This window comes from Rhizobium sp. A22-96, assembly GCF_053521805.1.
On record NZ_JBNWDQ010000006.1, the window covers coordinates 291,808 to 312,828 of the forward strand.

Sequence of the window (21,021 nt, forward strand, 5' to 3'; positions counted from 1 at the left end):
CTCAATCCACTGCCCGAGGGAAAAGGCCGCGCGGGCGGAAGAGCAGCACGCAAAGGAAGGCAATATGCCCGGCAAGGATCTGCCATTCGGGATTGATCGCCGCGCCAAATGTCTGGGCAACTCCGAGGATAACGCCGCCGGCGAGCGTGCCCCACAGCGAGCCGAGACCGCCGATGATGACCGCTTCGAAGGCGTAGATCAGCCGTGCCGGCCCCGCCGTCGGATCGAAATTCGCCCGCATGCCGAGATAGAGCGCTGCTACCGTCACGATCATCATCGCAAGCCCGGTGGCGATGGCGAAGATGGAATTCGGCCGAATGCCCATCAGGCTTGCCGTCACCACATCGTCCGAGGTCGCCCGGAAGGCGCGGCCAAGCTCGGTACGGTAGATCAGCTGGTTGAGGGCAACGATGACGAGAACGGCCGATGCAAAGGTCAGAAGCGGCATCAGCCCGGCATTGACGCCGCCGAATTGCAGCGAGGCTGTCTCCAATGCGCCCGCGGATATCCGTCGGCTGTCGGCCGTGAAGCCTTCGAGAAGTCCGTTCTGGATGACGATCGACAGACCGAAGGTAACAAGCAAGGGCGGCAGGATATCCTTGCCGAGCGTGCGGTTGAGCAGATGATATTGCAGCAGCCAGCCGACCGCAAACATCAGGGGCGCGGCGATCAGCGCCGCCAGGAAGGGATTGAGCCCAAGCAGGGAAACGAGCGTCAGGATCAGGAAGGCCGCGAGCACGATGAGATCGCCATGGGCGAGATTGACGAGACGCATGATGCCGAAGACGAGGCTGAGACCCGCCGCAAACAGCGCATAAAGGCCGCCCAGCAGCACGCCTTGAAGAAGCGTATCAAGCCAGTTCATGGGTGTCTGCTCCAAAATAAGCTGCATGAATATCGGCGCGATCGAGTTCCGCCGGTCGGCCCGTCAGGGTGATCCGACCCTCCATCATGCAATAGACGCGATCGGCGACCTTCAGCGCCTGTGCGATATCCTGCTCGACGATGACGATGGCGGCACCCGCGGCGCGGATATGCGCAAAGGCGGCATAGATGTCCTTGATGACTACGGGAGCAAGGCCGAGGCTCAGCTCGTCGCAGAGAAGGACTTCGGGGTTGGACATCAGCGCCCTGCCAATCGCGACCATCTGCTGCTGTCCACCGGAAAGCGCCGTCGCGGGATTGCGCCGTCTTTCCCTCAGGATCGGAAATAGCGTGTAGATACTGTCGAGTGTCCATGGCCCGGAGATCCGCCGGCCATAACGGCCGATTTGCAGATTTTCCTCGACCGTCAGCGACGGAAACAGCTTTCGCCCCTCCGGCACGAGCGCGATGCCACGCCGAACCACATCGGATGCGGCCAAAGCGCCGATCGGCTCGCCGCGATGCAGGACCATCTCGGGCTTATTGTTAATGACACCGGCTATCGAGCGCATCAGCGTCGATTTGCCGGCGCCGTTCGCCCCAATGACAGCGATGGTCTCGCCAGCCTCAAGCCGCATATCGACGCCAAGCACGGCCTGGAAATCGCCGTAGGAGGCCATGAGGCCATGGGTTTCGATAAGGCTTGCCATCAGACTTCCATCCCCAGATAGATCTCGCGCACTTCGCTTGAAGCCATGATGGCTTCCGGCTCGCCGATGCCGATCATCCGGCCGAAATTCAGCACAAGAATGCGCTGAACCACTGCCGTCAACGCATGCAGCACATGCTCGATCCAGATGATCGCGATACCGCGCTGGTGGACCCGCTTGATGGTCGTGACCAGCTGGCGGCATTCGCCTTCCGTCAAGCCGCCGGCGATCTCGTCGAGCAGCAGCAGCTTCGGCTGGGTCGCCAAAGCCCGGGCCAGCTCCAGGCGCTTGCGTTCGAGCAGGGTTAGCGATCCCGCCGGCATGTTCGCCTTGGCGATCAAGCCGGTCTCGACCAGAATGTCTGCGCAAAGATCCGAGACATTCCTCTCGGTCGCCTGCGCCCCAAAGGTGCCAGCGACCAGCAGGTTCTCATAGACGGTCAACCGTTCGAAAGGCTGCGGGATCTGGAAGGTGCGGCCCATGCCGGCAAAGCAGCGCTGCATCGGCGGCGTGTGGGTGACATCGCGACCGTCGAAGCGGATCGATCCGCGCGCGACGGAGAGGTTGCCATTGATCAGGTTGAACAGCGTCGACTTGCCGGCGCCATTCGGCCCGATGATCCCGAGCGCTTCGCCAGCCTCGACAGAGAAGCCGATATCCTCGGCGACGACGAGCGCGCCGAAGGATTTCGAAACTCCGTTCAATTCCAGTATGGGCATTGTCGTTCTCCCTTGGAGGCTGCCCGGCGCAACGCCGGGCAGCCATCCTTTCACGCCAGCGCTTCGAGCTTGCCGCCGAGCGGCACATTCGGCGCCAGCCCATTTTCGACAACGACGAGATCGTAGCCGCCGCCCGACTTCAGCCGCCATTGGCCGCCGACCAGCGGCGTCTTGGCGACATTCTTCCGGGCGAAGGGGGGAAGCTTCTCATTGCCCCAGGCAATCGGCCCGACGAGCGTATCGAGCTTCGTTTCGCCGATCGCCTTGGCGACCGCTTCCGCATCGCCGGCATCCCCGGCGCGCTTCATCACATCGACGGCCAGCTCGAACAGAGCATGGGCAAAGCCGATCGGCTGGGTCCACGGGCGGCCGGTAGCCTTGGTAAAGGCGTCCGCGACGGCGGCAGCGGTCTCACCGGTCAGAGATGACTTGAACGGATGCGTTGGCGTCCACCAGACTTCGGTCGACAGATTGTGCCCGGCGTTCCCCAACGCCTCGACGGTCTGTGGGAAGAGAAGCGCCTTTCCGATCGAGGCGACCTTCGGCTTCAGACCCTGCTGCTTGGCCTGGTTCCAGAATGTGGTGAGGTCGGGCGGGATCATGACGCCGGTCAGGATATCGGTGCCTGCCTGCTTGAAGGTGTTGATCTGCGCGGAGAAATCATCCGTCAGGTTCTGATAGCGGCCGGTATCCGTGAGCCCGTAGCCAAGCTTATCGAGAACCGGCGGGAAGCCGACGACCTTGTCGCCCCAGGCATTGCCGTCGCCATCGTTCGGGAACAGGCCGCCGACCTTCTTGTTCGTGTCGATCTGGCCCCACATGCCGGTGAAGACGGCGATGATGTCTTCCAGACCCCAGAAAAAGTGGTAGGCATAGTTGAAGGGCTTCCACGAAGCCGGATCGCCCGGATTGCCTTGCTGGCCGATGAACCAGGGCTGCCAGGGCGCGACTGTGGAAATGCAGGGCATCTCCTCGGCTTCGCAGGTGGTGGAGACCGGATTGGTCGTTTCCGGCGTCGAGGAGACCAGCATCAGGTTGATCTGGTCGTCGACGATCAGTTCCTTTGCGACTTCAGCCGCGCGGTTGGGGTTGGACTGGCTGTCCTTCACCACGACCTCGTAATTGAGACCCTTTGCCTTGGTCGTTGCCAGGAAGGCATCGATGACGAACTTATCAGCCTCGCCGAAGCCGGCGAGTGGCCCCGTCTGCGGGCTGACATAGCCGAGCTTGATCGCCGCATCCTTGGCAATGGCCGGCATGGCTAGGCCTGGCACCGCCAGCACGGCACCACCGGCAGCCGTCGTCTTCAGAAAATCGCGTCTCGTGAACATGTTTCCTCCCCTCATTGTCTCTCCTCCCAAAGAGTGCGCCAAAAGGCGCCGATGTCTCAGCCGACTGGTCGCCGGCCCTCCCATGCATCCTGCAAGAGTGTCCTGATCGAACCCCGGTCGATCGGCCGCGGATTCCAATAGGGATTTTCGACTGCGATCGAGGCCGCGCGATCAAGATCGGCTTCCGTCAGTCCGAACTCCTTGAGCGATAGCGGCGCTCCGATCGCCTTGGCGAAATCCCAGAGCCCACCGCCGATCGACCCGCCGAAGATGCCGGCCGCCTCCGCCAGTTCCGATGCGGCCGCGGCTGCATTGAACGCGGCGGTATGCGGCAGCATCACCGCATGGGTTTCCGCGTGCGGCGTATCAAAGGAGCCGCCCAGCGTGTGGCAGATCTTGTGATGCAGCGCCATACCGACGGTGCCGAGCACCGACCCGCAGAGCCAGGCGCCATAAAGCGCATCGCTACGAGCCTCAGCGTTCTTCGGATCACGCACGATAGCGGGCAGGCTCCGCGCAAAGGCGCGCAGGCCTTCCAGCGCCATCAGGCTCGAAATCGGATTGCGGTCACGCGCGTAAAGCGCCTCGACCGCATGAGCCATGGCGTTCAGACCGCTCGTCACGCTCATCGCCACCGGCAGGCCGAGTGTCAGCGAGGGATCGTAGATGACGATTTCCGGCAGGATCCTGGCGTCGCGCACCGTCGTCTTGCGGCCGCCTTCGGTCTGGCCGAGGATCGGCGTGACCTCCGAGCCTGCATAGGTTGTTGGAATGACGATCTGGAGAAGATCAGTGCGATAGGCGATCGCCTTGCCGAGGCCAGTCGTCGATCCGCCCCCCAGCGAAACAACACAATCCGCACCGGTTTCCGCCACAACCTTCATCGCAGCCTCAGTGACATCGACAGGCGTGTGCATGGTGGCGCCCGTGAAGACGCCGCAGGCGAGCAGGCCGATCTCGCGAGCGAGCGCCTCGGCATCGGCCTTCTGGTGCGGCGTCGACAGGACCAAAGCGCGCTTACAGCCGGCCGTAGCGATCCATTCGGCAACCGCGCTTCTACTGCCAGCGCCGAATACGATCTGGGCGGGGCTGCCCGCATAGGAAAAATCTGAGGTCATCCTGCTCTCCCCGGCTTTGCTCTGACCATGACGAAGGTGAGATTTGCAGCCTTGCCGCGCTGTCCGCCGATGTCGACGGCTTCGAAACTGGTGACGAGTTCCGGTCGCACGCCGAAGAGGGCGTCTTCGGCAAGATTTGGGTCGCTCGCATCGTAGATATGGGTCGTGATCGTCTCGAAACCCTTGGCGCGCACGACGAAATGCAGATGAGCGGGACGGCGCAGCGGATAGCCGGCTTCGGCAAGCAGCCGCCCAACCGGCCCGTCATCCGGCACCCCGTAGCCCGCGGGCATCACCGAACGATAGTGGAAATGTCCGTCCGCATTCGTGCGGAAAAGACCGCGCAGATTGTGTTCGGGCTGCAGGTCGGGCTGCTGATTTTCATAGAAGCCCTCACCATTGGCCTGCCAGGTGATGATCTCGGCACTGGCGATCGGCAGGCCGTCCAGATCCTGCACCCGCGCGGACACCGCCAGCGGCTCGCCAACGCCATCGAGCGAAATCGAAGCCCCGGAGGCTCGCTCCGGCGCATCGTTGCGAAAGAATGGTCCGCGGATGGTGTTCGGCGTCGCCGCCTTCGGACGCCGGCAATTGATCTCCTCCACCAGTGCCGAAGCACCGATGAGATCCGACAGGAGCACCCATTCCTGACGCCGCTCGTCGGAGGCGTGACCGACCTCGGTCAGAAACGCAATGAGCTGACGCCACTCTTCCTGGGTCGGGCGAAACTGCTTGATGAGATCATGCACATGGGTCACGGCAGCAGCAATCAGCCGTGGCAGATTGCCATCGCCGTTGGCGGAGAAGCGCTCGGAGAAAGCCTCCGACGATGTCGCTTCGCTGAATGTGAGCGCCTTGGCATGCCCCGCCATGCTCTTCCTCCAAAATCTGCTGTGCAGCTTGAAGAGACATTAGCAGCGGAAAATGCATGGATTGATGATTTTGTTATAGATCAATATAACATATTGTTATGAAGTTCGACGAACGCCACCTCATTCAGCTTGCTGCCGTCGTGAAGACAGGCGGTGTAACGGAAGGCGCCGCCTTGCTGGGGTTGGCGCAGCCGGCCGTTTCGCGCACCTTGTCCATGCTGGAAAAACGCGTCGGCGAGCCGCTGTTCATCAGGGGTCGCCGGCCGCTTCAACCGACGCCGCTTGGCCTCTCTTTGGCCGAGCATGGTCTGATCATGCTGGCCGCTTCGCGCAAGGCATCCGATCTCGTAGAGAGTTTCAGGGTGGGCAAGAGCGGCGTCGTGCGGATCGGCGGCACGCCGTTCTTCATGGATGCGCTGATCGCCGGCCTCTGTGCCGAATTCCAGGCAAGCCACCCGGATGTGCGGATCGACCAGAGCTATGGCTACTTCCCCGATCTGCGGGCCGCCCTCAAGGCCGACCAGATCGATCTTGCCATCTGCCCGATCGATATTCTCGACGAGGGGTCCGGGCTCGAATTTCAACAGATCCTCCCCGGACGCAATGTCGTCGCCTGCCGGGTGACACACCCACTGCTGCTGAAGCGGCGGCCGCAGCCGAGCCATCTTCTCGACTACCCCTGGATCGCGCCGCCGCCCGGCAGCCCGTTGCTGGCGGATCTGCGCGCCCTGCTGCTTTCCTTCGGCGCGACGGAAATCAAGATCCGCTATTCGGGCGGCTCGCTCATGAGCGTCATCAACTATCTGAAGGCAGCGGATGCCCTGACGATCATGCCGCATAGCGTGGTGTTTGCGCAGCGCAAGGAAAAGACGATCACCGCGCTGCCGATCACAATTCCCCACCCGGAGCGCGCCCTTGCCATCCTCACACGGATCGACGCGCCGCACTCTCCAGCCGTCGACCAGTTTGCCGAATTTGTCCGCTCCGGCTTCCAGAACCTTCGCCATCTGATCAAACGGCATGAGGAGTCGGTGATCTGGGGACTTTGAGAAGTCCCTAGCCACGTGCACGCAACGCGACCGTCAGGGGCAAGCGCGTGGCGGAAAGGGCCGGCAATGCGCCGCCGATAATCCCAATCGCCAAGCCCAATAGACCAGCCGCGGACATCACCCCTCCATTCATCGTGAGCTGAAATGCCATGCTGGCATTGTTTGCGCCAATGGTACTGGCCTGCCAGCCATTGAACAGAAACCATGAAGCGATGAGCCCGATGGCAGCGCCGATTGCCGAAAGCAGGATTGCCTCGACCCAGGTTGCGATGAAGGCGGCCAGCCGGCTAAATCCCAGCGCTCGTACGGTGGCAATCTCGACGGCTCTATCGGAGACCGAACTCATCATCGTGTTGAGCGCACCGGCCGTCGCGCCAAGCGCCATCAGGAGAGCGACCGGCCATCCGAACATGCGGATGAGATCGGCCGTACCGGAAGACTGTGCCGCATAAAGATCGACTTCGGATACCGCGACCATGGGCGTGACCGTGATGGCGCCGAGCGCAGACTGCAACAGCTTGATCGCGCCCGGTTCGACGAGCCGCAATCTCACGCTCTGAACCTCGCCCTGCCGATCGAAGGCTGAGCGGACGGCATCGAGATCGCCCCATATTTCCGACTCGAAAGCACTGCCATTCGCGGAAAAATGCCCGACCACCGTCCATTCGACCGGACCCAGCCGCACCCGGTCTCCCACCGCAAGCGAGCCGAATTCACCAGCAATGCGATCGCCGACAACGATCTCTCGCGAACCGGCTGTCGGGAAACGACCGGCCGACAGAGTGACGCCATCTCGAAGCGAGGGTCCGGTCGGGTCCATTCCCCGCAAAGCCAGCATCTTGGCAGCATCTGCGCCTACCTGTCGGACTTCCACAGGAACGACGATCTCGCGGGAATAGACAAGATTGCCGGCCGCATCGCGCACGGCTCCGATATCGCCCCGCACAGCCTCGAGGGTCCGGACCGCCTCGGCGGGAATAGCGGAGGCCATTTCCTGATTGGTGCCGCCGCCGAGAAGGACAGCAATGGTGGGCGACCCGGCGCTCTTCAATGCCGTTTCGAAGCCGGCCGCCATGGAGAGAAAGCCGGCGAGGACCGCGACGACGAGCGCGATGGACAGCGCCATCGAGATGGAAATCGCCAGACGACGTGGCAGGCTGAAAAGACTGGCCCGGATCATCACGAGCATTTGCTTGATACTGGAAGACATGGGACTACCTCGCTCTCAGCGCTTTGGTGACGGGTGCGCGCATGGCATTGACTGCCGGGATGAGCCCCGTCGCAAAGCCGAGGAGCGCGATGAGGCAAACTGCCTTGGCAAGGACGGTGGCCGAAAAAACCAGGCCAAGAACCGGCGCTGCCGCCATGGCCGCGAGCTTTGCCAGAAGAAGACCGACAGAGCCTCCGATGATGAAAATCAACATCGTCTCGCTGAGAATGAGCCCCAGGATCCGCCGCCGCGAAAAGCCGAGCGTCTTCAGAACGCCGATTTCGAACGTTCGCTCACGTACCGCGAAGACCATGGTGTTGACGACGATCATCAGCAGGGTCGTGAAAGCGGCACCGACGATGAAATTGATGATCAGGCCGATATCGGCATATTGGCGCAGAAAGGCTTCAAGGAATTGCTTCTCCGATTGCGTGCGCGTCGCCACGGCGGAATTGGCAAACAGCGCATCGATGCCGACAGCCAGTTGACCGGGAGAGACGCCGTCTTGTGGCCGCACGATGAAGGCATCCACCGTATCGGCGTTACGCTCGCGGGCGGCATTGACGTAGTCGTGGCGGGCAATGATGAAATAGGTATCGGTGCTCGCAGTCTCGCCTTCGAAAATCCCGGCGATCTCGAAACGCCAGTCGCGACTGCCGTTTTTCATTGCCGTCTGGAAGGATGTCAGCGTGATGCGCTGACCGACGGACCAGCCTTGTGCTTCCGCCAAAGCGCGGCCGACCAGCACGCGATCGCGCGCCGCACCGAGCGATGTCACCAGCTCTGCCCTCAGGCCGAGCTCCCTGCCATTGACGTCGGCGAGCAGTTGCGGCTCGACGGCGCTCACCGCCATGGCATTCTTTTCCGTGCCGACAAAGCCGCGTAGACGCGTCATGTAAGCCACGTCTGACACACCGGGCTGCGAAGCGATCCGCGAGAGATAGGCCATCGGCAGCGGCTGGTTACGCCCGGCCGCGTTCATCACACCGAGAATATTCTCGCTGGCGCCTGCCGCCCCTTGCGTGCCGTTCTCAAAGCTCGCTGTGAGACCATAAATCAGGAAGGCCACGATCACGCAGAAGATCAGCAGCAGGGTCCGCAGCGGCTTTCGCCACGCATTCTTTCGGGCAAGACGAAGGAAGCTCATCAGGCGGCCCTCTTCTCTTCAACGAAATGCCCCTTGTCGAGACGCAGCGTCTGTCGGGCATGGAGGGCTGCTTGCGGGTCGTGTGTCACCATGACGATCGTCTTGCCCATCTCGCGATTGAGAAAGCCCAGCATGTCGAGGACATCATCGGCTGACTTTCGGTCGAGATCGCCGGTCGGCTCGTCGCAAAGCAGCAGATCGGGATCGGCAATGATGGCGCGTGCAATGCCGACACGCTGCTGCTGACCGCCGGACATCGAGGCCGGATATTGCTTGCCACGGCCCGACAGCCCGACGAGATCCAATACCTTCTCGACCCGGGCGCGTCGCTCCCTGGCGGAAATCGGCTTGAGCAGAAGCGGCAGCTCGACATTCTCAGCCGCATTGAGCATGGGCAGCAGATTATAGAACTGGAAGACGATGCCCATATTATGGGCCCGCCAGGAAGAACGCGCCGCTTCTCCCATCTGATCGAGCCGGGCGCTGCCAATGCGCAGTTCGCCGGCATCGGGGCGGTCGATACCCGCCAGCATGTTGAGAAGTGTCGATTTTCCCGATCCGGACGGCCCCATGATGGCGACGAAGCCACCTTTCGGGATAGTGAGATCGAGACCGCTAAAGATGGGGATCGCTTCGCCTCCCACCCGGTATCCCTTCTGCACGGCGTTCAAGATGATGTATGATTCTTCCTTGATGATCTCTGTCATTGCTTGACGTCTCCTGATGATGTCTGGGGATTGGGAACAGTGAGGCGAATGCGCGCTGCCATGTTGGGACGGATTCCGGCCGGGGGTGCCGTGAGGGAAAGCCGAAGCGCGATGGTGCCCTTTTCGGATGAAGCGACGGGCGCGATCCGGTTCAGTTCAATAGCGAATGGCTTGTCGGGAAAGCCGTCAAGAACTGCCTCCCCACCCATGCCGGGACGGATCGCGGCGATGTTCGTCTCAGCCACGTCGGCATCGATCACCATGCTGCCGGTATCGACGAGCGTCAGAAGGCTCTGGTTTTCGCGGACGCTATCGACACGCGCCAATACGGTGTCACCGACGTGAGCGTTGAGCCGCGTCACCGTGCCGGCAAAGGGCGCGCGAACCGTCAATTCATCCAGTTGCTCTTGGGCGATGCGGATGGACAGCTCGGCCCGATGGAGATCCTGACGCGCCTGCGCCATGGCGTTCGACGCGCTCTTCCAGGCCGTTTGAGCCTCCTCAAGCTCTTTTTGAGATGCCGCCTGGCGAGAGGCAAGCGCTCCTATGCGCCGCAGAGAAGCATCCGCCAGCGTGAGCGCGATATCCTTCGCAGACAAAGCAAGATCGGCAGAAACCCTTGCCGCCATCGCTTGCTCGAGCGCAAAGCGGGCGCCTGCATCGTCCAGAATGACCAAGACCTGGCCGGCCTCGACATGATCGCCGGCTTCGACGGGGATGCCGGTAATCCTGCCCTCATATTTGGAAAAGATGGCCGTAAACCGTGGCGCGACGACATAGCCGGAGCCGGTTATTTCGCGGGTCGGCGCAAAGGTGACCGCCCGCATAGACGGTGCTTCTGCATCGCCGGCCTTGGCTGATCGGATGTTCGTGGCCGGCGTTGCGGAGGCCATGATGTCCGCCCGCAGCTCATCTGGAAGCATAGCCTTGAAACGGCCTAGGGCATTCGGCCAAACAACGGCAGTGGCGACCGGGACGGCTACCAAAGCGACAAGGATGGCCGGTAGCGCGAGCCGCCGTGCGATTGTCCACGGCGGCTCGGATTTATTTGTGCTGGTTAAAGGCTCAAGAGAAAGCGACTTGAGCGTTTCGGCAAGTTTGCGGTCGTGTTCGGTGCTTGTGTTCATGCCGAACAGCATGGCCGACTAGGCCGTTAACTCGACCTCAAACACATTTTCGGCAGTCCTCGATCGCGATTTCGTACCTGCGTCGAAGATTCAGGCGGGATTTTCTTTGCGCTCCCGCCATTCAAGCGGGGTCATCTCGGTGACACGGCGGAATTCGCGATTGAAGTTCGATTTGGTCTGGAACCCCACTTCGAACATGATGTCCGTTACCGGCCTCTTCGTCTCTTCGAGCAAACCGCAGGCCTCGGCCACCCGGAATTCATTGACATATTGCGAGACGTTTTTGCCGGTCGTGCGATTGATTGCCGTGGAGATCTGCCGGGCCGGAATGCCGGCCTTGCGGGCAAGACGATCGAGATTAAGATCGGGATCGCGGTAGACGCGCTTTGCTTCCAGCAAGGCCCGGATCGCGGTCATCGTATCCTTGTCCTCTGCCGTGTCGGGCTGCGACAGCGGCTCCGTCACTTCCGGAAAGCTGCGTCCACGGCTGGCGACCGCACCAGCGATCGACAGGATAATCAGCGCTGAGAGGTTTCCGAGGCTTATCATCGGAATCACATGCCTGCCCTCGGTCCACGCGAAATCGAGAGCGACGAAAATGTCCAGCGCAGCCGATAACAGCAACGCGAATGCCGTGAAAACGAGAGCGCGAAAAACCCGTGGTGCGCTCTCAAAGGACGTCGTTCTGAGCGAGTCCGTCCCGGATCGCATCAAAAGCAGGATGGCAACGGCATAGCCGATGAAAATGAGCGGAAGCGCCACATCGATGGCGCCGCGCCAGACAATCACCAGAAGGATGATCGCCACAGCCGGAAGAGCATGCAATCCCAATCGTCGCGAGGATGAGGCCGAGGCTTTGCGGGTAAGCTTGCACACTCCCAGATATGCCAGCGGCGGAACGATCGCCGCACCGATCGGCGCCACATATATGATCTCCCCTATGCCGTATCCCCAGCGCAGGCCGCTCAGAAACGACTGAAAAGCACCCATCAATATCAGCGCCAGGAACGGCAGATTGCGCGGGGCCTCCTTCAAGGAGGCCTGGTCGCTCCCCCTCGCCACGACGGCAAACAGCACGAGGAGCAGAATGGCGACGACAAAGGGCAGAGGGATGAAAAGCATCAGAAACTTATATCAAGGAGAACGACAGGACGATCAACCTGAGCCATGGCTTTAATCAATATGTTCCGCGACCTGAATCATGTTCGAGGACGAGAAATATCCCCGGTCGAAACCATTCCAATAAAAACTAGGCTTGCCTGATCGCGTTTTGCAACAAGGGATAACGGCCCATAATTCACGCGGCTGAATCAACCTTGCTTCTTGCCGCCTCGGCCGCCCTGATCCTTCGCGACGGATGAGGCGATCGAACGGATCTCCAGCCGCACGCAAAAACCTTGGTTGGTATCGAAGAATGACACCTTTCCGCCGTGAATCTCTGCGGCCTTCTTGACGAGGTTCAGTCCGAGGCCGGCGCCGGACGAGCTGGTGTTGATGCGGCGAAACGGCTCGAAAACCCGGTCCCGCTCCGATGGCGCGATGCCCGGCCCCTGGTCGCAGACATCGATCGTCCCAGCAGCGCCCACTCTGACGACTATTGCGCCCTTGCCGCCGGCGTGATCGATCGCGTTTCGAATGAGGTTGACGACAGCCATTTCGATCGTCGATGTCTGGATCACAAAGACAGCCGCCTCGGGGCTCGGCTCGAAGTCAAAATCGTAACCCGCATCCATCGCAATCGGGGCAAGATCGGCGGCAATATTCTCGACCAGCAGGTTGAGGTCCTTCTGCTCCGCGCGCAATTCGACCGCGCCGATGGCCTGCATCTCCAGAAGCTGGTGCGCCACGCGGGAGAGGCGATCGATATCGTCCCGAAGCTGCCGGCTGACCTCAGCCTCTGGGAGAAGATCGGCCCGTGTACGCGCAATTGCGATCGGCGTCCGCAGTTCATGGGCTGCGTCAGCCAGAAAGCGGTTGTGCCGATTATATCCCTCATCCAGTTTGGAAAGGGCGTGGTTGAACGCATCGACCATGGGAATGATCTCGTTCGGCACTTTCGAGCGATCGAGACGGGCCGACCGGTTTTCGAAATCGATCGCCTGCGCTTGCGTTGCCGTTTCCACCAGCCCGCTCAGGGATCGCCCGACCGCACGCGGCGTAACGAGCAAGGTGGCAACGCCGGTGAGCGCAAGCATCGGGAAAACCGCAATGAGAATGATGGCTCCCATGCCCGGCAATACGGTCAGCCAGCGGACTTCCCCGTTGGCATCCTTTGCGACATCGACCCGCATATTGATCCAGACATTGAGGCCGTCATTCGCAAAACCGCGTTCGGTCGCCGCCACGAATTGGAGCCTGCCGACTGGCGTGTCCCGGTTCTCGACTGTCGCATGCGTTCCATTGCCGGCTTCCACCCGCGCTCTTTCGATCGTCCAGGGAAAGCTCTGCTGGAGAGGAACCACCGGTATCTCTCCATATTGAAAGACAGGCCCATCGACACCCCGGACTGTGAACCAGAGATCCGGATAGCGCTGCTTCAACTCCGCAATTTCCGGCGCATCGGCAACCTGCAATCGGCCATCGGCATCTCTCGCCACATGTTGCGCAACGACACGCACCGCTTCTTCGTTGGCGTCTTCCAGCTCGGGATTGATGATCCAGATCCAGCCGGCCAACAGGACGACGAAGAGAACCAGAAGAAATGCCTGCAACATGATCAGGCGCCGTATCAGCCCCCATCGCAACGACCGGCTGCGCTCTACCTTCATGCCTTCGCCCGGATCAGATAGCCAATGTTGCGCACAGCTCTTATCTCAGCCGCGGCGCCGGCCTGAACGAGCTTCTTTCTGATCCGCGAAATATGGGCGTCCAATGCGTTCGAGCCGATTTCGTCCTCCAGCGCATAGACCGCTTCGATCAGGTTAGACCTCGTGACGATCCGGTTCGGACGACGCATCAACGTCTCCAGCACCAGGTATTCGCGCCGCGGAAACTCGACGACCGATCCTGCTATGGAGATTTCGTTGCTCCGGGGGTCGACGCTCAGATTACCGAAATTCAGATACTTATCGGAAATGGCAGGGCCTCGCCTCTGAAGTGCCCGCAGCCGGGCGAGCAGTTCCTCGATAGCAAAAGGTTTGGCAAGGTAATCATCGGCGCCGCTATCAAGCCCGTCGACGCGGTGGTCGATGCTGCCGAGAGCAGTGAGGACAAGGATCGGTACCGGGTATTTGCGTTGGCGAAGGGCGGCAACAAGATCCAGTCCCTCGCCATCCGGCAGGCGTCGATCCAGAACCAGGACATCATAGGTGCCAACGCGCGCCATGGCATCGGCATCCGCGATGGTGCGGACATGATCGGCGAGCACATCGCGGCGCCTCAGCGCCTCAAGCAAAGCTCGAGCCATTTCCGGCTCGTCCTCAAGCAGCAAGATTCGCAATGGCTTCTCCTTGACGAGGACAGCCTCTTGCCATCCCCTTCCCCCACTCACATGCCAAAGATTGCGGCTACATTACATGTCGACTTACGAGATAGAGCGCAAGCCGCGATCGGAGCGGTTTCAATTGGGTGAGCCACCGATGCGACGAGCAAGCATTCGCAGCATGGTCAGCCTGCGCGAAAGTTGTTAAAGACTTGCCATTCGACCTCTAGTCGGTCTAATCCCGCCACAAATCAAACTTAGAGGTCAGGCGGCAGATTCGCCCGACCGACCTATTTACGTAACAATTCCCTGACGATATCCATGACCCGCATCTCATCCTCCCTATCCCGTCGCGCTTTTATTCTTGGTTCATTGGCAGCGTCCGCCACGCTGGCCGGCTGCACCACGGTGTCCGGCCCGCAAGGTGCCCCAGAAGACCAAGCTCGTCTGCAGACGCCATTGCCGGCCCCCCCACTCGTCAAACCGGTCATCGAGCCCGTCGCCGCTCCCGTAGCGTCCCCGGAAATTGCGGCCCGCTATGCGCAGGTCCAGGATGGCGGCTTCACGATCCCCGCCATTCCCTACGAGAAGATCGATCCGAAATACCTCCGTCAAGAGGTTAGAGACCCGACGGGCGAGCCTGCAGGCACCGTCGTTGTCGATACGGTCGGGCGTTTCCTCTATCTGGTGCTGCCAGGCGGCAAGGCGATGCGTTACGGCGTCGGTATCGGCCGTGAAGGTTTTGCCTGGAAGGGCGAAGGCATCATCCACTGGCGCCAGCACTGGCCGCGCTGGAAGCCGCCGACAGACATGATTGCCCGTCAGCCCGCTCTCGAGAAATTCTCGGTCGCAAACGGCGGGATGGCGCCGGGACTGAAAAATCCCCTCGGGGCACGCGCGCTTTATATTTTTCAGGACGGCAAGGACACGCTCTATCGCCTGCACGGCACGCCGGAATGGAAATCGATCGGCAAGGCAACGTCGTCAGGCTGTGTCAGGCTCATCAATCAGGATGCGATCGATCTCTACGACCGCGTCCCATATCACGCCCGTATCGTCGTTCATCAGACCCCGCTTGTCCCGGTAACCTCGACCTGAGGCAGCCCTTCAGATCAGTGGATGGCGTCAGCGACTGAGCCGATATCCATGCCTATTCGAGGGCTGACACTCACCCTCTCCGGCATCTCGGCCAGGCATCGTCTGAATAGACGGAACGTCCGGTAAATGGCAAATCCACGCCGCAGACGGCAGGATTGATCCTGCCGTCTGGCGTTTCAATTCATGGACAGGCCGACGAATTGATAGCCGGCCCTCAATCCATTTAGTGGTTCTTGTTCGGGCCCTTGCCCGTGGCGAAGCTGCAGGTCTTGATCTTGCAGCTTGGATCGTCGCTTGTTGGAACGCTGGCGCTGGTCATCGCACCCTGGCCAAGGCAAGACATCGAATTCGAGACCGTGCGGTTGTACATCATCATGCCTGGATGGTGTGATGGGTATCGCAGCACGATCGACCCTTCCTGGGCCATCTTTTCATGCACCGTTGCGCAGCTCATGGACTTGGAATTGTAGGCCGACATGGCCATGGCGTTGGTGGTGAACATCATTCCAACGGCCGCAAGTATGATAATCGTCTTCATAGGGCTTCCTTTAGTGGCACCAAATAGCGCTAGAAAGGATGAGATATCCCTTCATTAGCTTCACATTTATGACAGTAAGCCGACTTCCCTTTGTCAGCTGCAGAGGTTGCAATCGCGAACGATCGCTCGGCAAGCTCGCGCGTCAAATGGCACGAGCCGAAGGCCGTCCAGCCTTGCATGGTACCCATTGGCACGGTGCAGGCCGGGTTAGGTTTTCCAATCGCCTCGGATTGAGACAAACAGGGCCCGATCCATCATCGGGCCCGATTTCTCATGAAGGTCAAGCCAAGCCGGCTGGCCTTAGAATGTCCGCTCGAAACGCAGGATACCAGAGACTGTGTCGTCGTTGGCATAGTCGTAGTGAACGTAGGTGATTTCCGGCTCGATAAGCAGGTTCTTCACCGGGTTGAACTTCACGTTCGTGGTGGCTTCGAAGATCTTCGAGTCTGTATAGGCGAGCTGCAGGTTCCATTTCAGCTTGTCGTTGACCGGTACGCCAACACCGCCCCACACTGCCCAGTCACCCCAGCCGCATTTTGCACCATTGACAACGCCCGCGGGCGAAGTGCAGGCCGATACGTTCTGGTTCGAGCCGGCATACTGGTTGAGCTTATCGCCATCGGTGTTCCAGCCACCCATCAGGAAGGCCGTGAGGAAACCGAAGTCGGCATCGATACGGGCCTTGATGGCGCCTTGCTCGACGATCGAGTCATAGCCGCCGACGACCTTGAAGCCGAACATCCCAGCCTTGTAGCCGAGACCGGCAACGACGTTCGGAGCGTAATGGTCAGCCTTGGACAACTGCCAGTTTCCGCCATAGGCGCTGGTGGTGGTGCCGGAATTGCTGTCTTCGAGGGAGATGACGCCCGTAAAACCGGTACCGCTGTCGTAGTTGTAGGTCAGCTGGTTCAATTCGTACGGACCGTCATAGATGACGTCGTCCTGGATCACATCGCCGGCATAACCGACGAACTGGTTGTACTGCGAGTCCGTCTTACCGACCGTGAAACCACCGAGGGTGATGTAGGCCCAAAGCAGGTTCGTCGTGGTGGCGCCGCCGTCATTCCAGTCCCAGCGAACGATGGTCTCCGTCTTCAGCGGACCATATTCCGTGTCGGTTGCGGTGTTGAGGTTGAGTTCAGCGCGAGTATGCCACTTTGTACCAATGGTGCTGGCCCGATTGTAGGGGTCATACCACTGACCTTCCGTGCGAACCTTGCCGCCTACTCTGAGGCAGGTTTCAGTGCCGGGAATGAAGAAATAGCCAGCGCCGAAAGCGTCGCAAATGCGAACGTATTCCAATGGCTCCGGCTCAGCGGCGACGATAGCGTCGGCCGCATGCGCACCGGATACTACGCATAGCGCAGCAGCGGAGCCGATAAGCAAGCTCTTGATGTTCATGGTAACTCCATTCTTCAAATGTACTTGCGCGATTGACGAACCTGGGGGGCCGCTCGACATCAAGTTTCAGTACCTAGTTGAAGCTCAGCGTTTCGCTTCCATGAATAAAATGCTTTTGAGGCCGCCCTTTTACAACAACCCAGAAATATGTGACAAAACGTATATGCGTCCTGTTGCAGAAACAACGCATCGACTTGGCGCAAATGGCTATTAGAGGGCATTTTACGCTGTTTTCCGCAAAATCTCGGCTCGACGAGACGGTGAAACTCTACAGAATTGTGACAATCCCGACACCCCGTTTCAACCTTAGATCGATCTCTCTCGAGCCTCATTTGTCCATGCAACCTCGCAAGACCGGCATAGTTTCGCGGATACCCGCCCTCTAAGACTAGAGCGCTAGAATCAGTCAGCGCAGCTGCGATGCAGAGCTGCCGCATGGTTTCAAATAATCAGTTGCGGCAATGTCGCCGGATTATTGCGGTAACGTGCCGTCGACCATGATCTGAATTCGCCCATGGCTGCAGCGCTCGACGCGAGCTTCGATGCCGTAGATATCGGCAAGCATCTGCGAGGTGACGATAGCCCCGGGCTCGCCATATGCCATAAGATCCCCGCCCTTGAGCACGGCGACCGTATCGGCATAGCGCAGTGCCAACGGGACGTCATGAAGAACCGCAAGCACGATCGTGCCCTGCTCGCGGGCAAGGGCTGTTGCACATTCCATGACGCGAATCTGATGCCTGAGATCGAGCGCGCTTGTGGGTTCGTCGAGCAGCAGCACATCGGGCCGACGCACAACCGCCTGGGCAAGAGCAACCATCTGACGTTGCCCTCCGGAAAGCTCAGAGAGCAATTGCATGGAAAGGTCGCTGGCACCCAGCTGCGCAAGCGCATCATAGCCTTCGCGCATTGCCGCCTCGCGACCCATCAAGCCGCTGCAAGCGCTCATGACGGCCTCAATGACGGGCAAGGCAATGCCCGGCGGCTGCGATTGCGGCATGTAGACGATCTTCTTCGCGCGTTCGACCCTCGATAGCCGTGCCAGATCGATGCCGTCGAGCAGAACCTCGCCAGAAGCAGAGCCAAGCCCCGCGATACCGCGCAACAGCGTAGATTTGCCGGCCGCATTCGGCCCGAGCAGGGCAAGAACCGCACCGCGCGGCACCGGCCCCAGCGAAAACGAGCTTACTACTTTCTTGCGGCCATAGGCGACCGCAAGCTTGCGAATGACGAGGCCGTTGACTTCGCTCGTCATCGGCCTGGCCTTGCATTGAAAATCAGCACGACGAAGACCGGTACGCCGACAAGCGCCGTGACGATGCCGACGGGCACGACCAGCCCCGGCAGCACGGTCTTGCTGGCAATCGATGAAAGCGACAGCAGGAGAGCACCGATAAGAGCGCTCGCCGGCAGCGCGAAACGCTGATCCTCGCCCACAAGAAGTCGCGCTATATGCGGCCCGACGAGACCAATGAAGCCGATGGTACCGACGAAGGCGACCGCCATGGCCGACAGGAGACTGACCCGCAACAGCGAGAGATAGCGCAGCCGCACGACATCGATGCCGAAGCTGATCGCCCGCTCCTCCCCCATGCGCAAGGCCGTCATTCTCCCCGCCGAGGCAAACGACATCGGCATGACAACCACGAGCGCAACCGCGAGGATCGCGACCTTGTCCCATGTGGCGCGGGCAAGACTGCCGACCGACCAGAACACCAGCTGCTGCAGCGCATCCTCCGTTGCAACAAGCTGAAACAACAGCACCACGGCGTTACAGCTGAAGACCAGCGCAATCCCCAGCAAGACCATCGTTTCCATGCTGGCGGCCCTCAAGCGCGATAGCGCATCCAGCAGAAGCACCGACCCGAAGGCAAAGACAAAGGCAGCAAGCGAGACGAGCCAATTATAGGGAAGCCAGGACAGCGCAAGATGAAAGACAATAACCGTTGATGCACCGAGTGCTGATGCCGAGGCGACACCGAGTGTGAACGGGCTGGCAAGCGGGTTGTTGAGGACGACCTGCATTTCCACACCGGCAAGCGATAGCGATGCCCCGACGAGCAGCGCCATCAGCGCGAAAGGCAGGCGGACGTTCCAGATGATGGCGCGGTCGGTCGGCGACAGATCCGCCGGGTGGAAAATGCCATGAAGGAGATCGGCGACGCTCATGCCCGATGATCCCGTGACGAGATCATAGCCGAAGGAGGTCAACAGCAACCCCAATAGCAAGACCATGATGATCAGGCGCCGGCCAACAAGGCGGCGATAGGCCACCCGTGTCTCGGCAAAGCCGGCCGTGCTGCCTGCTTCAAGTTTGCTCCGAGGCGTTACGGAGGCATCCATTCCCCCGTGTCCCATCAGTTGGTAGCGCTGGGCTCAACCCAGTAAGTACCGGTGTTGTCGATAGCCAGGAGGGATTTTGCCATCTCCTGTTGCGTCTTGGCCGGATCGATATCCTGGAAAAGCTCCGGATGGATCCATTTCGCCAGAGCCTCTATCGCCACGATGTTGTAGGGCGAATTGTAGAAATCGTGCCAAAGACCATAGGCTTTGCGATCCCGGATTGCCCGAAGATCCCTGAATTCCTGGCGCGTCAGAACCGTATAGAGGCTTTTCTGCGCTGTCTCCTTCTCGACGCCGGCGCCCAAAAGCAGGCCCGGTGCTCGGTTGCCGGTAGCAATGTAGATATCCGGATCGGCATGGAGAACATATTCAACCGCAACATCGCCGATGGCGCCGGGCACGACACCGGCCGCGATATTGCTCCCGCCGACGGCCGTCACGAACTGGCCAAGGCCACCATTGCCTGTCGTGTGGCCCGGCGCCTGCCATACGCCCGCCAAGAGCTCGACAAATACGCTCGGCTTCTGCTCATCCTTCAGGGAGGCGACGCGGGAAGTAATCAAGCCAAGGTGTTGGGAGTAGAAGTCCGTAAAGGCTTTTGCTTCCGCTTGACGACCGATCGCCTCACCGATAAGCGCGATGCTCTTCGGGGTGTTCTCGATGGGAGAAACGCGGAAATCGACATAGACGACCGCGATACCGGCCTGTGCCAGCGTATCCGCAATCGGGCTATGAGCCTTCGGGCCCTCGCCGGCAACGCTGAAGATCACGAGGTCCGGCTTCAGGGCGAGAATGGTCTCGACGCTGACGCTCACCTCGGAGGTCTCGCCGATTACGGCGATATCGGCGACGGACGGGAATTTCTTCTTGTAAGTATCGAAAGTGTGAGGATCGAGCTTGCGCAGATCGTTCTGCCATCCGACGATCCGCTGGAACGGGTTGTCCCTGTCGAGCAGCGCCAGAGCATAGCTGAGGCGCCCTTCGCCGAGCACAATGCGCGAGACGTGATCGGGCACATTGACCTTGCGTCCAAGCACGTCGGTCACTTCGCCGGCACGTGAAATGGCGGGCAGAGCCAAACCAAGCGATAGGAGGGCAAGGACACGCAGCGCCTTGAACAGCGATCCGGCAATCGTCATCGACAATACTCCTTGGCGGCCGCTCCAGCCGCTGAAATAACTGCTCGGGACCGCCGGTTAAAACAAAGCGGCCCACATCAAAGGATGACGAGAAGCCGGCAGAATGAGCGTCTCTTGCATCAATCCTGCCCGGCGTGGAACTGAAACCTCGTCATACCGATATGCATAATATGAATTTTGATCTCCACTTTTCGTTTCAAATGTGCATGTTGCCGAAGCGAAGTGAA

General features: G+C 60.3%; 20 protein-coding genes. 2 read left to right on the top strand and 18 right to left on the bottom strand.

Annotated features, from left to right (window positions below; translation table 11 throughout):
• Position 1 precedes the first annotated feature (1 nt).
• Genes ACQZ6F_RS26125 through ACQZ6F_RS26150 form a run of 6 tightly spaced genes read right to left on the bottom strand, consistent with a single transcriptional unit; the run spans position 2 to position 5,614 of the window.
• Positions 2 to 865, bottom strand: coding sequence for a branched-chain amino acid ABC transporter permease (locus ACQZ6F_RS26125; RefSeq protein ID WP_449094638.1), 864 nt, complete (start codon positions 863 to 865; stop codon positions 2 to 4).
• Complete coding sequence (locus ACQZ6F_RS26130; protein ID WP_449094639.1) at positions 852 to 1,574, bottom strand: ABC transporter ATP-binding protein; 723 nt, start codon at positions 1,572 to 1,574, stop codon at positions 852 to 854. The genes ACQZ6F_RS26125 and ACQZ6F_RS26130 overlap by 14 nt, the downstream gene beginning before the upstream one ends.
• Entirely contained in the window at positions 1,574 to 2,293 is a 720-nt protein-coding gene (locus tag ACQZ6F_RS26135; protein ID WP_449094640.1) for an ABC transporter ATP-binding protein, read from the bottom strand. Before ACQZ6F_RS26135 ends, ACQZ6F_RS26130 begins: the two co-directional genes overlap by 1 nt.
• A 50-nt stretch (positions 2,294 to 2,343) precedes the next feature.
• A complete protein-coding gene (locus ACQZ6F_RS26140) occupies positions 2,344 to 3,624 on the bottom strand; it encodes an ABC transporter substrate-binding protein (RefSeq protein ID WP_449094641.1) in 1,281 nt (426 codons plus the stop codon).
• A 56-nt stretch (positions 3,625 to 3,680) separates the two neighbouring features.
• A complete protein-coding gene (locus ACQZ6F_RS26145) occupies positions 3,681 to 4,742 on the bottom strand; it encodes a maleylacetate reductase (RefSeq protein ID WP_449094642.1) in 1,062 nt (353 codons plus the stop codon).
• The gene (locus tag ACQZ6F_RS26150; RefSeq protein WP_449094643.1) at positions 4,739 to 5,614 is read right to left on the bottom strand and encodes a dioxygenase family protein; all 876 of its coding nucleotides are present in this window, start codon (positions 5,612 to 5,614) and stop codon (positions 4,739 to 4,741) included. The genes ACQZ6F_RS26145 and ACQZ6F_RS26150 overlap by 4 nt, the downstream gene beginning before the upstream one ends.
• Before the next feature lie 98 nt (positions 5,615 to 5,712).
• Between ACQZ6F_RS26150 and ACQZ6F_RS26155 the strand changes: the two genes are divergently transcribed.
• Positions 5,713 to 6,663 carry a LysR family transcriptional regulator gene (locus tag ACQZ6F_RS26155; RefSeq protein ID WP_449094644.1) on the top strand — a complete coding sequence of 317 codons (951 nt, stop codon included), beginning with the start codon at positions 5,713 to 5,715 and terminating at the stop codon, positions 6,661 to 6,663.
• A gap of 7 nt (positions 6,664 to 6,670) precedes the next feature.
• Here the strand turns inward: ACQZ6F_RS26155 and ACQZ6F_RS26160 are convergent, their stop codons facing one another.
• The 7 genes from ACQZ6F_RS26160 to ACQZ6F_RS26190 form a co-directional block, all read right to left on the bottom strand.
• Complete coding sequence (locus tag ACQZ6F_RS26160; protein WP_449094645.1) at positions 6,671 to 7,873, bottom strand: ABC transporter permease; 1,203 nt, start codon at positions 7,871 to 7,873, stop codon at positions 6,671 to 6,673.
• 4 nt (positions 7,874 to 7,877) lie between these two features.
• The gene (locus ACQZ6F_RS26165; RefSeq protein ID WP_449094646.1) at positions 7,878 to 9,020 is read right to left on the bottom strand and encodes an ABC transporter permease; all 1,143 of its coding nucleotides are present in this window, start codon (positions 9,018 to 9,020) and stop codon (positions 7,878 to 7,880) included.
• Positions 9,020 to 9,727 carry an ABC transporter ATP-binding protein gene (locus tag ACQZ6F_RS26170; protein WP_449094647.1) on the bottom strand — a complete coding sequence of 236 codons (708 nt, stop codon included), beginning with the start codon at positions 9,725 to 9,727 and terminating at the stop codon, positions 9,020 to 9,022. Before ACQZ6F_RS26170 ends, ACQZ6F_RS26165 begins: the two co-directional genes overlap by 1 nt.
• Positions 9,724 to 10,620, bottom strand: coding sequence for an efflux RND transporter periplasmic adaptor subunit (locus ACQZ6F_RS26175; protein WP_449094648.1), 897 nt, complete (start codon positions 10,618 to 10,620; stop codon positions 9,724 to 9,726). The genes ACQZ6F_RS26170 and ACQZ6F_RS26175 overlap by 4 nt, the downstream gene beginning before the upstream one ends.
• Positions 10,621 to 10,944: 324 nt before the next feature.
• Complete coding sequence (locus ACQZ6F_RS26180; RefSeq protein ID WP_449094649.1) at positions 10,945 to 11,976, bottom strand: helix-turn-helix domain-containing protein; 1,032 nt, start codon at positions 11,974 to 11,976, stop codon at positions 10,945 to 10,947.
• Positions 11,977 to 12,164: 188 nt separating this feature from the next.
• The gene (locus ACQZ6F_RS26185) at positions 12,165 to 13,622 is read right to left on the bottom strand and encodes a sensor histidine kinase (protein WP_449094650.1); all 1,458 of its coding nucleotides are present in this window, start codon (positions 13,620 to 13,622) and stop codon (positions 12,165 to 12,167) included.
• Positions 13,619 to 14,293, bottom strand: a complete 675-nt coding sequence (locus ACQZ6F_RS26190; RefSeq protein ID WP_077467493.1) for a response regulator transcription factor — start codon at positions 14,291 to 14,293, stop codon at positions 13,619 to 13,621. Before ACQZ6F_RS26190 ends, ACQZ6F_RS26185 begins: the two co-directional genes overlap by 4 nt.
• Before the next feature lie 303 nt (positions 14,294 to 14,596).
• On the opposite strand from ACQZ6F_RS26190, the gene ACQZ6F_RS26195 reads away from it, so the two are divergent.
• Positions 14,597 to 15,373, top strand: a complete 777-nt coding sequence (locus ACQZ6F_RS26195; RefSeq protein WP_077467494.1) for a L,D-transpeptidase — start codon at positions 14,597 to 14,599, stop codon at positions 15,371 to 15,373.
• A gap of 223 nt (positions 15,374 to 15,596) precedes the next feature.
• Here the strand turns inward: ACQZ6F_RS26195 and ACQZ6F_RS26200 are convergent, their stop codons facing one another.
• The 5 genes from ACQZ6F_RS26200 to ACQZ6F_RS26220 form a co-directional block, all read right to left on the bottom strand.
• Positions 15,597 to 15,911 carry a hypothetical protein gene (locus tag ACQZ6F_RS26200; protein ID WP_077467495.1) on the bottom strand — a complete coding sequence of 105 codons (315 nt, stop codon included), beginning with the start codon at positions 15,909 to 15,911 and terminating at the stop codon, positions 15,597 to 15,599.
• Between the two features lie 300 nt (positions 15,912 to 16,211).
• Positions 16,212 to 17,312 (bottom strand): porin, encoded by a 1,101-nt coding sequence (locus ACQZ6F_RS26205; RefSeq protein WP_449094651.1) that lies wholly within the window; start codon positions 17,310 to 17,312, stop codon positions 16,212 to 16,214.
• Between the two features lie 472 nt (positions 17,313 to 17,784).
• Complete coding sequence (locus ACQZ6F_RS26210) at positions 17,785 to 18,567, bottom strand: ABC transporter ATP-binding protein (protein WP_077467496.1); 783 nt, start codon at positions 18,565 to 18,567, stop codon at positions 17,785 to 17,787.
• Positions 18,564 to 19,655 carry a FecCD family ABC transporter permease gene (locus ACQZ6F_RS26215; protein ID WP_449094652.1) on the bottom strand — a complete coding sequence of 364 codons (1,092 nt, stop codon included), beginning with the start codon at positions 19,653 to 19,655 and terminating at the stop codon, positions 18,564 to 18,566. Before ACQZ6F_RS26215 ends, ACQZ6F_RS26210 begins: the two co-directional genes overlap by 4 nt.
• Before the next feature lie 14 nt (positions 19,656 to 19,669).
• Positions 19,670 to 20,794 (bottom strand): ABC transporter substrate-binding protein, encoded by a 1,125-nt coding sequence (locus ACQZ6F_RS26220; protein WP_449094653.1) that lies wholly within the window; start codon positions 20,792 to 20,794, stop codon positions 19,670 to 19,672.
• Positions 20,795 to 21,021: the final 227 nt, after the last annotated feature.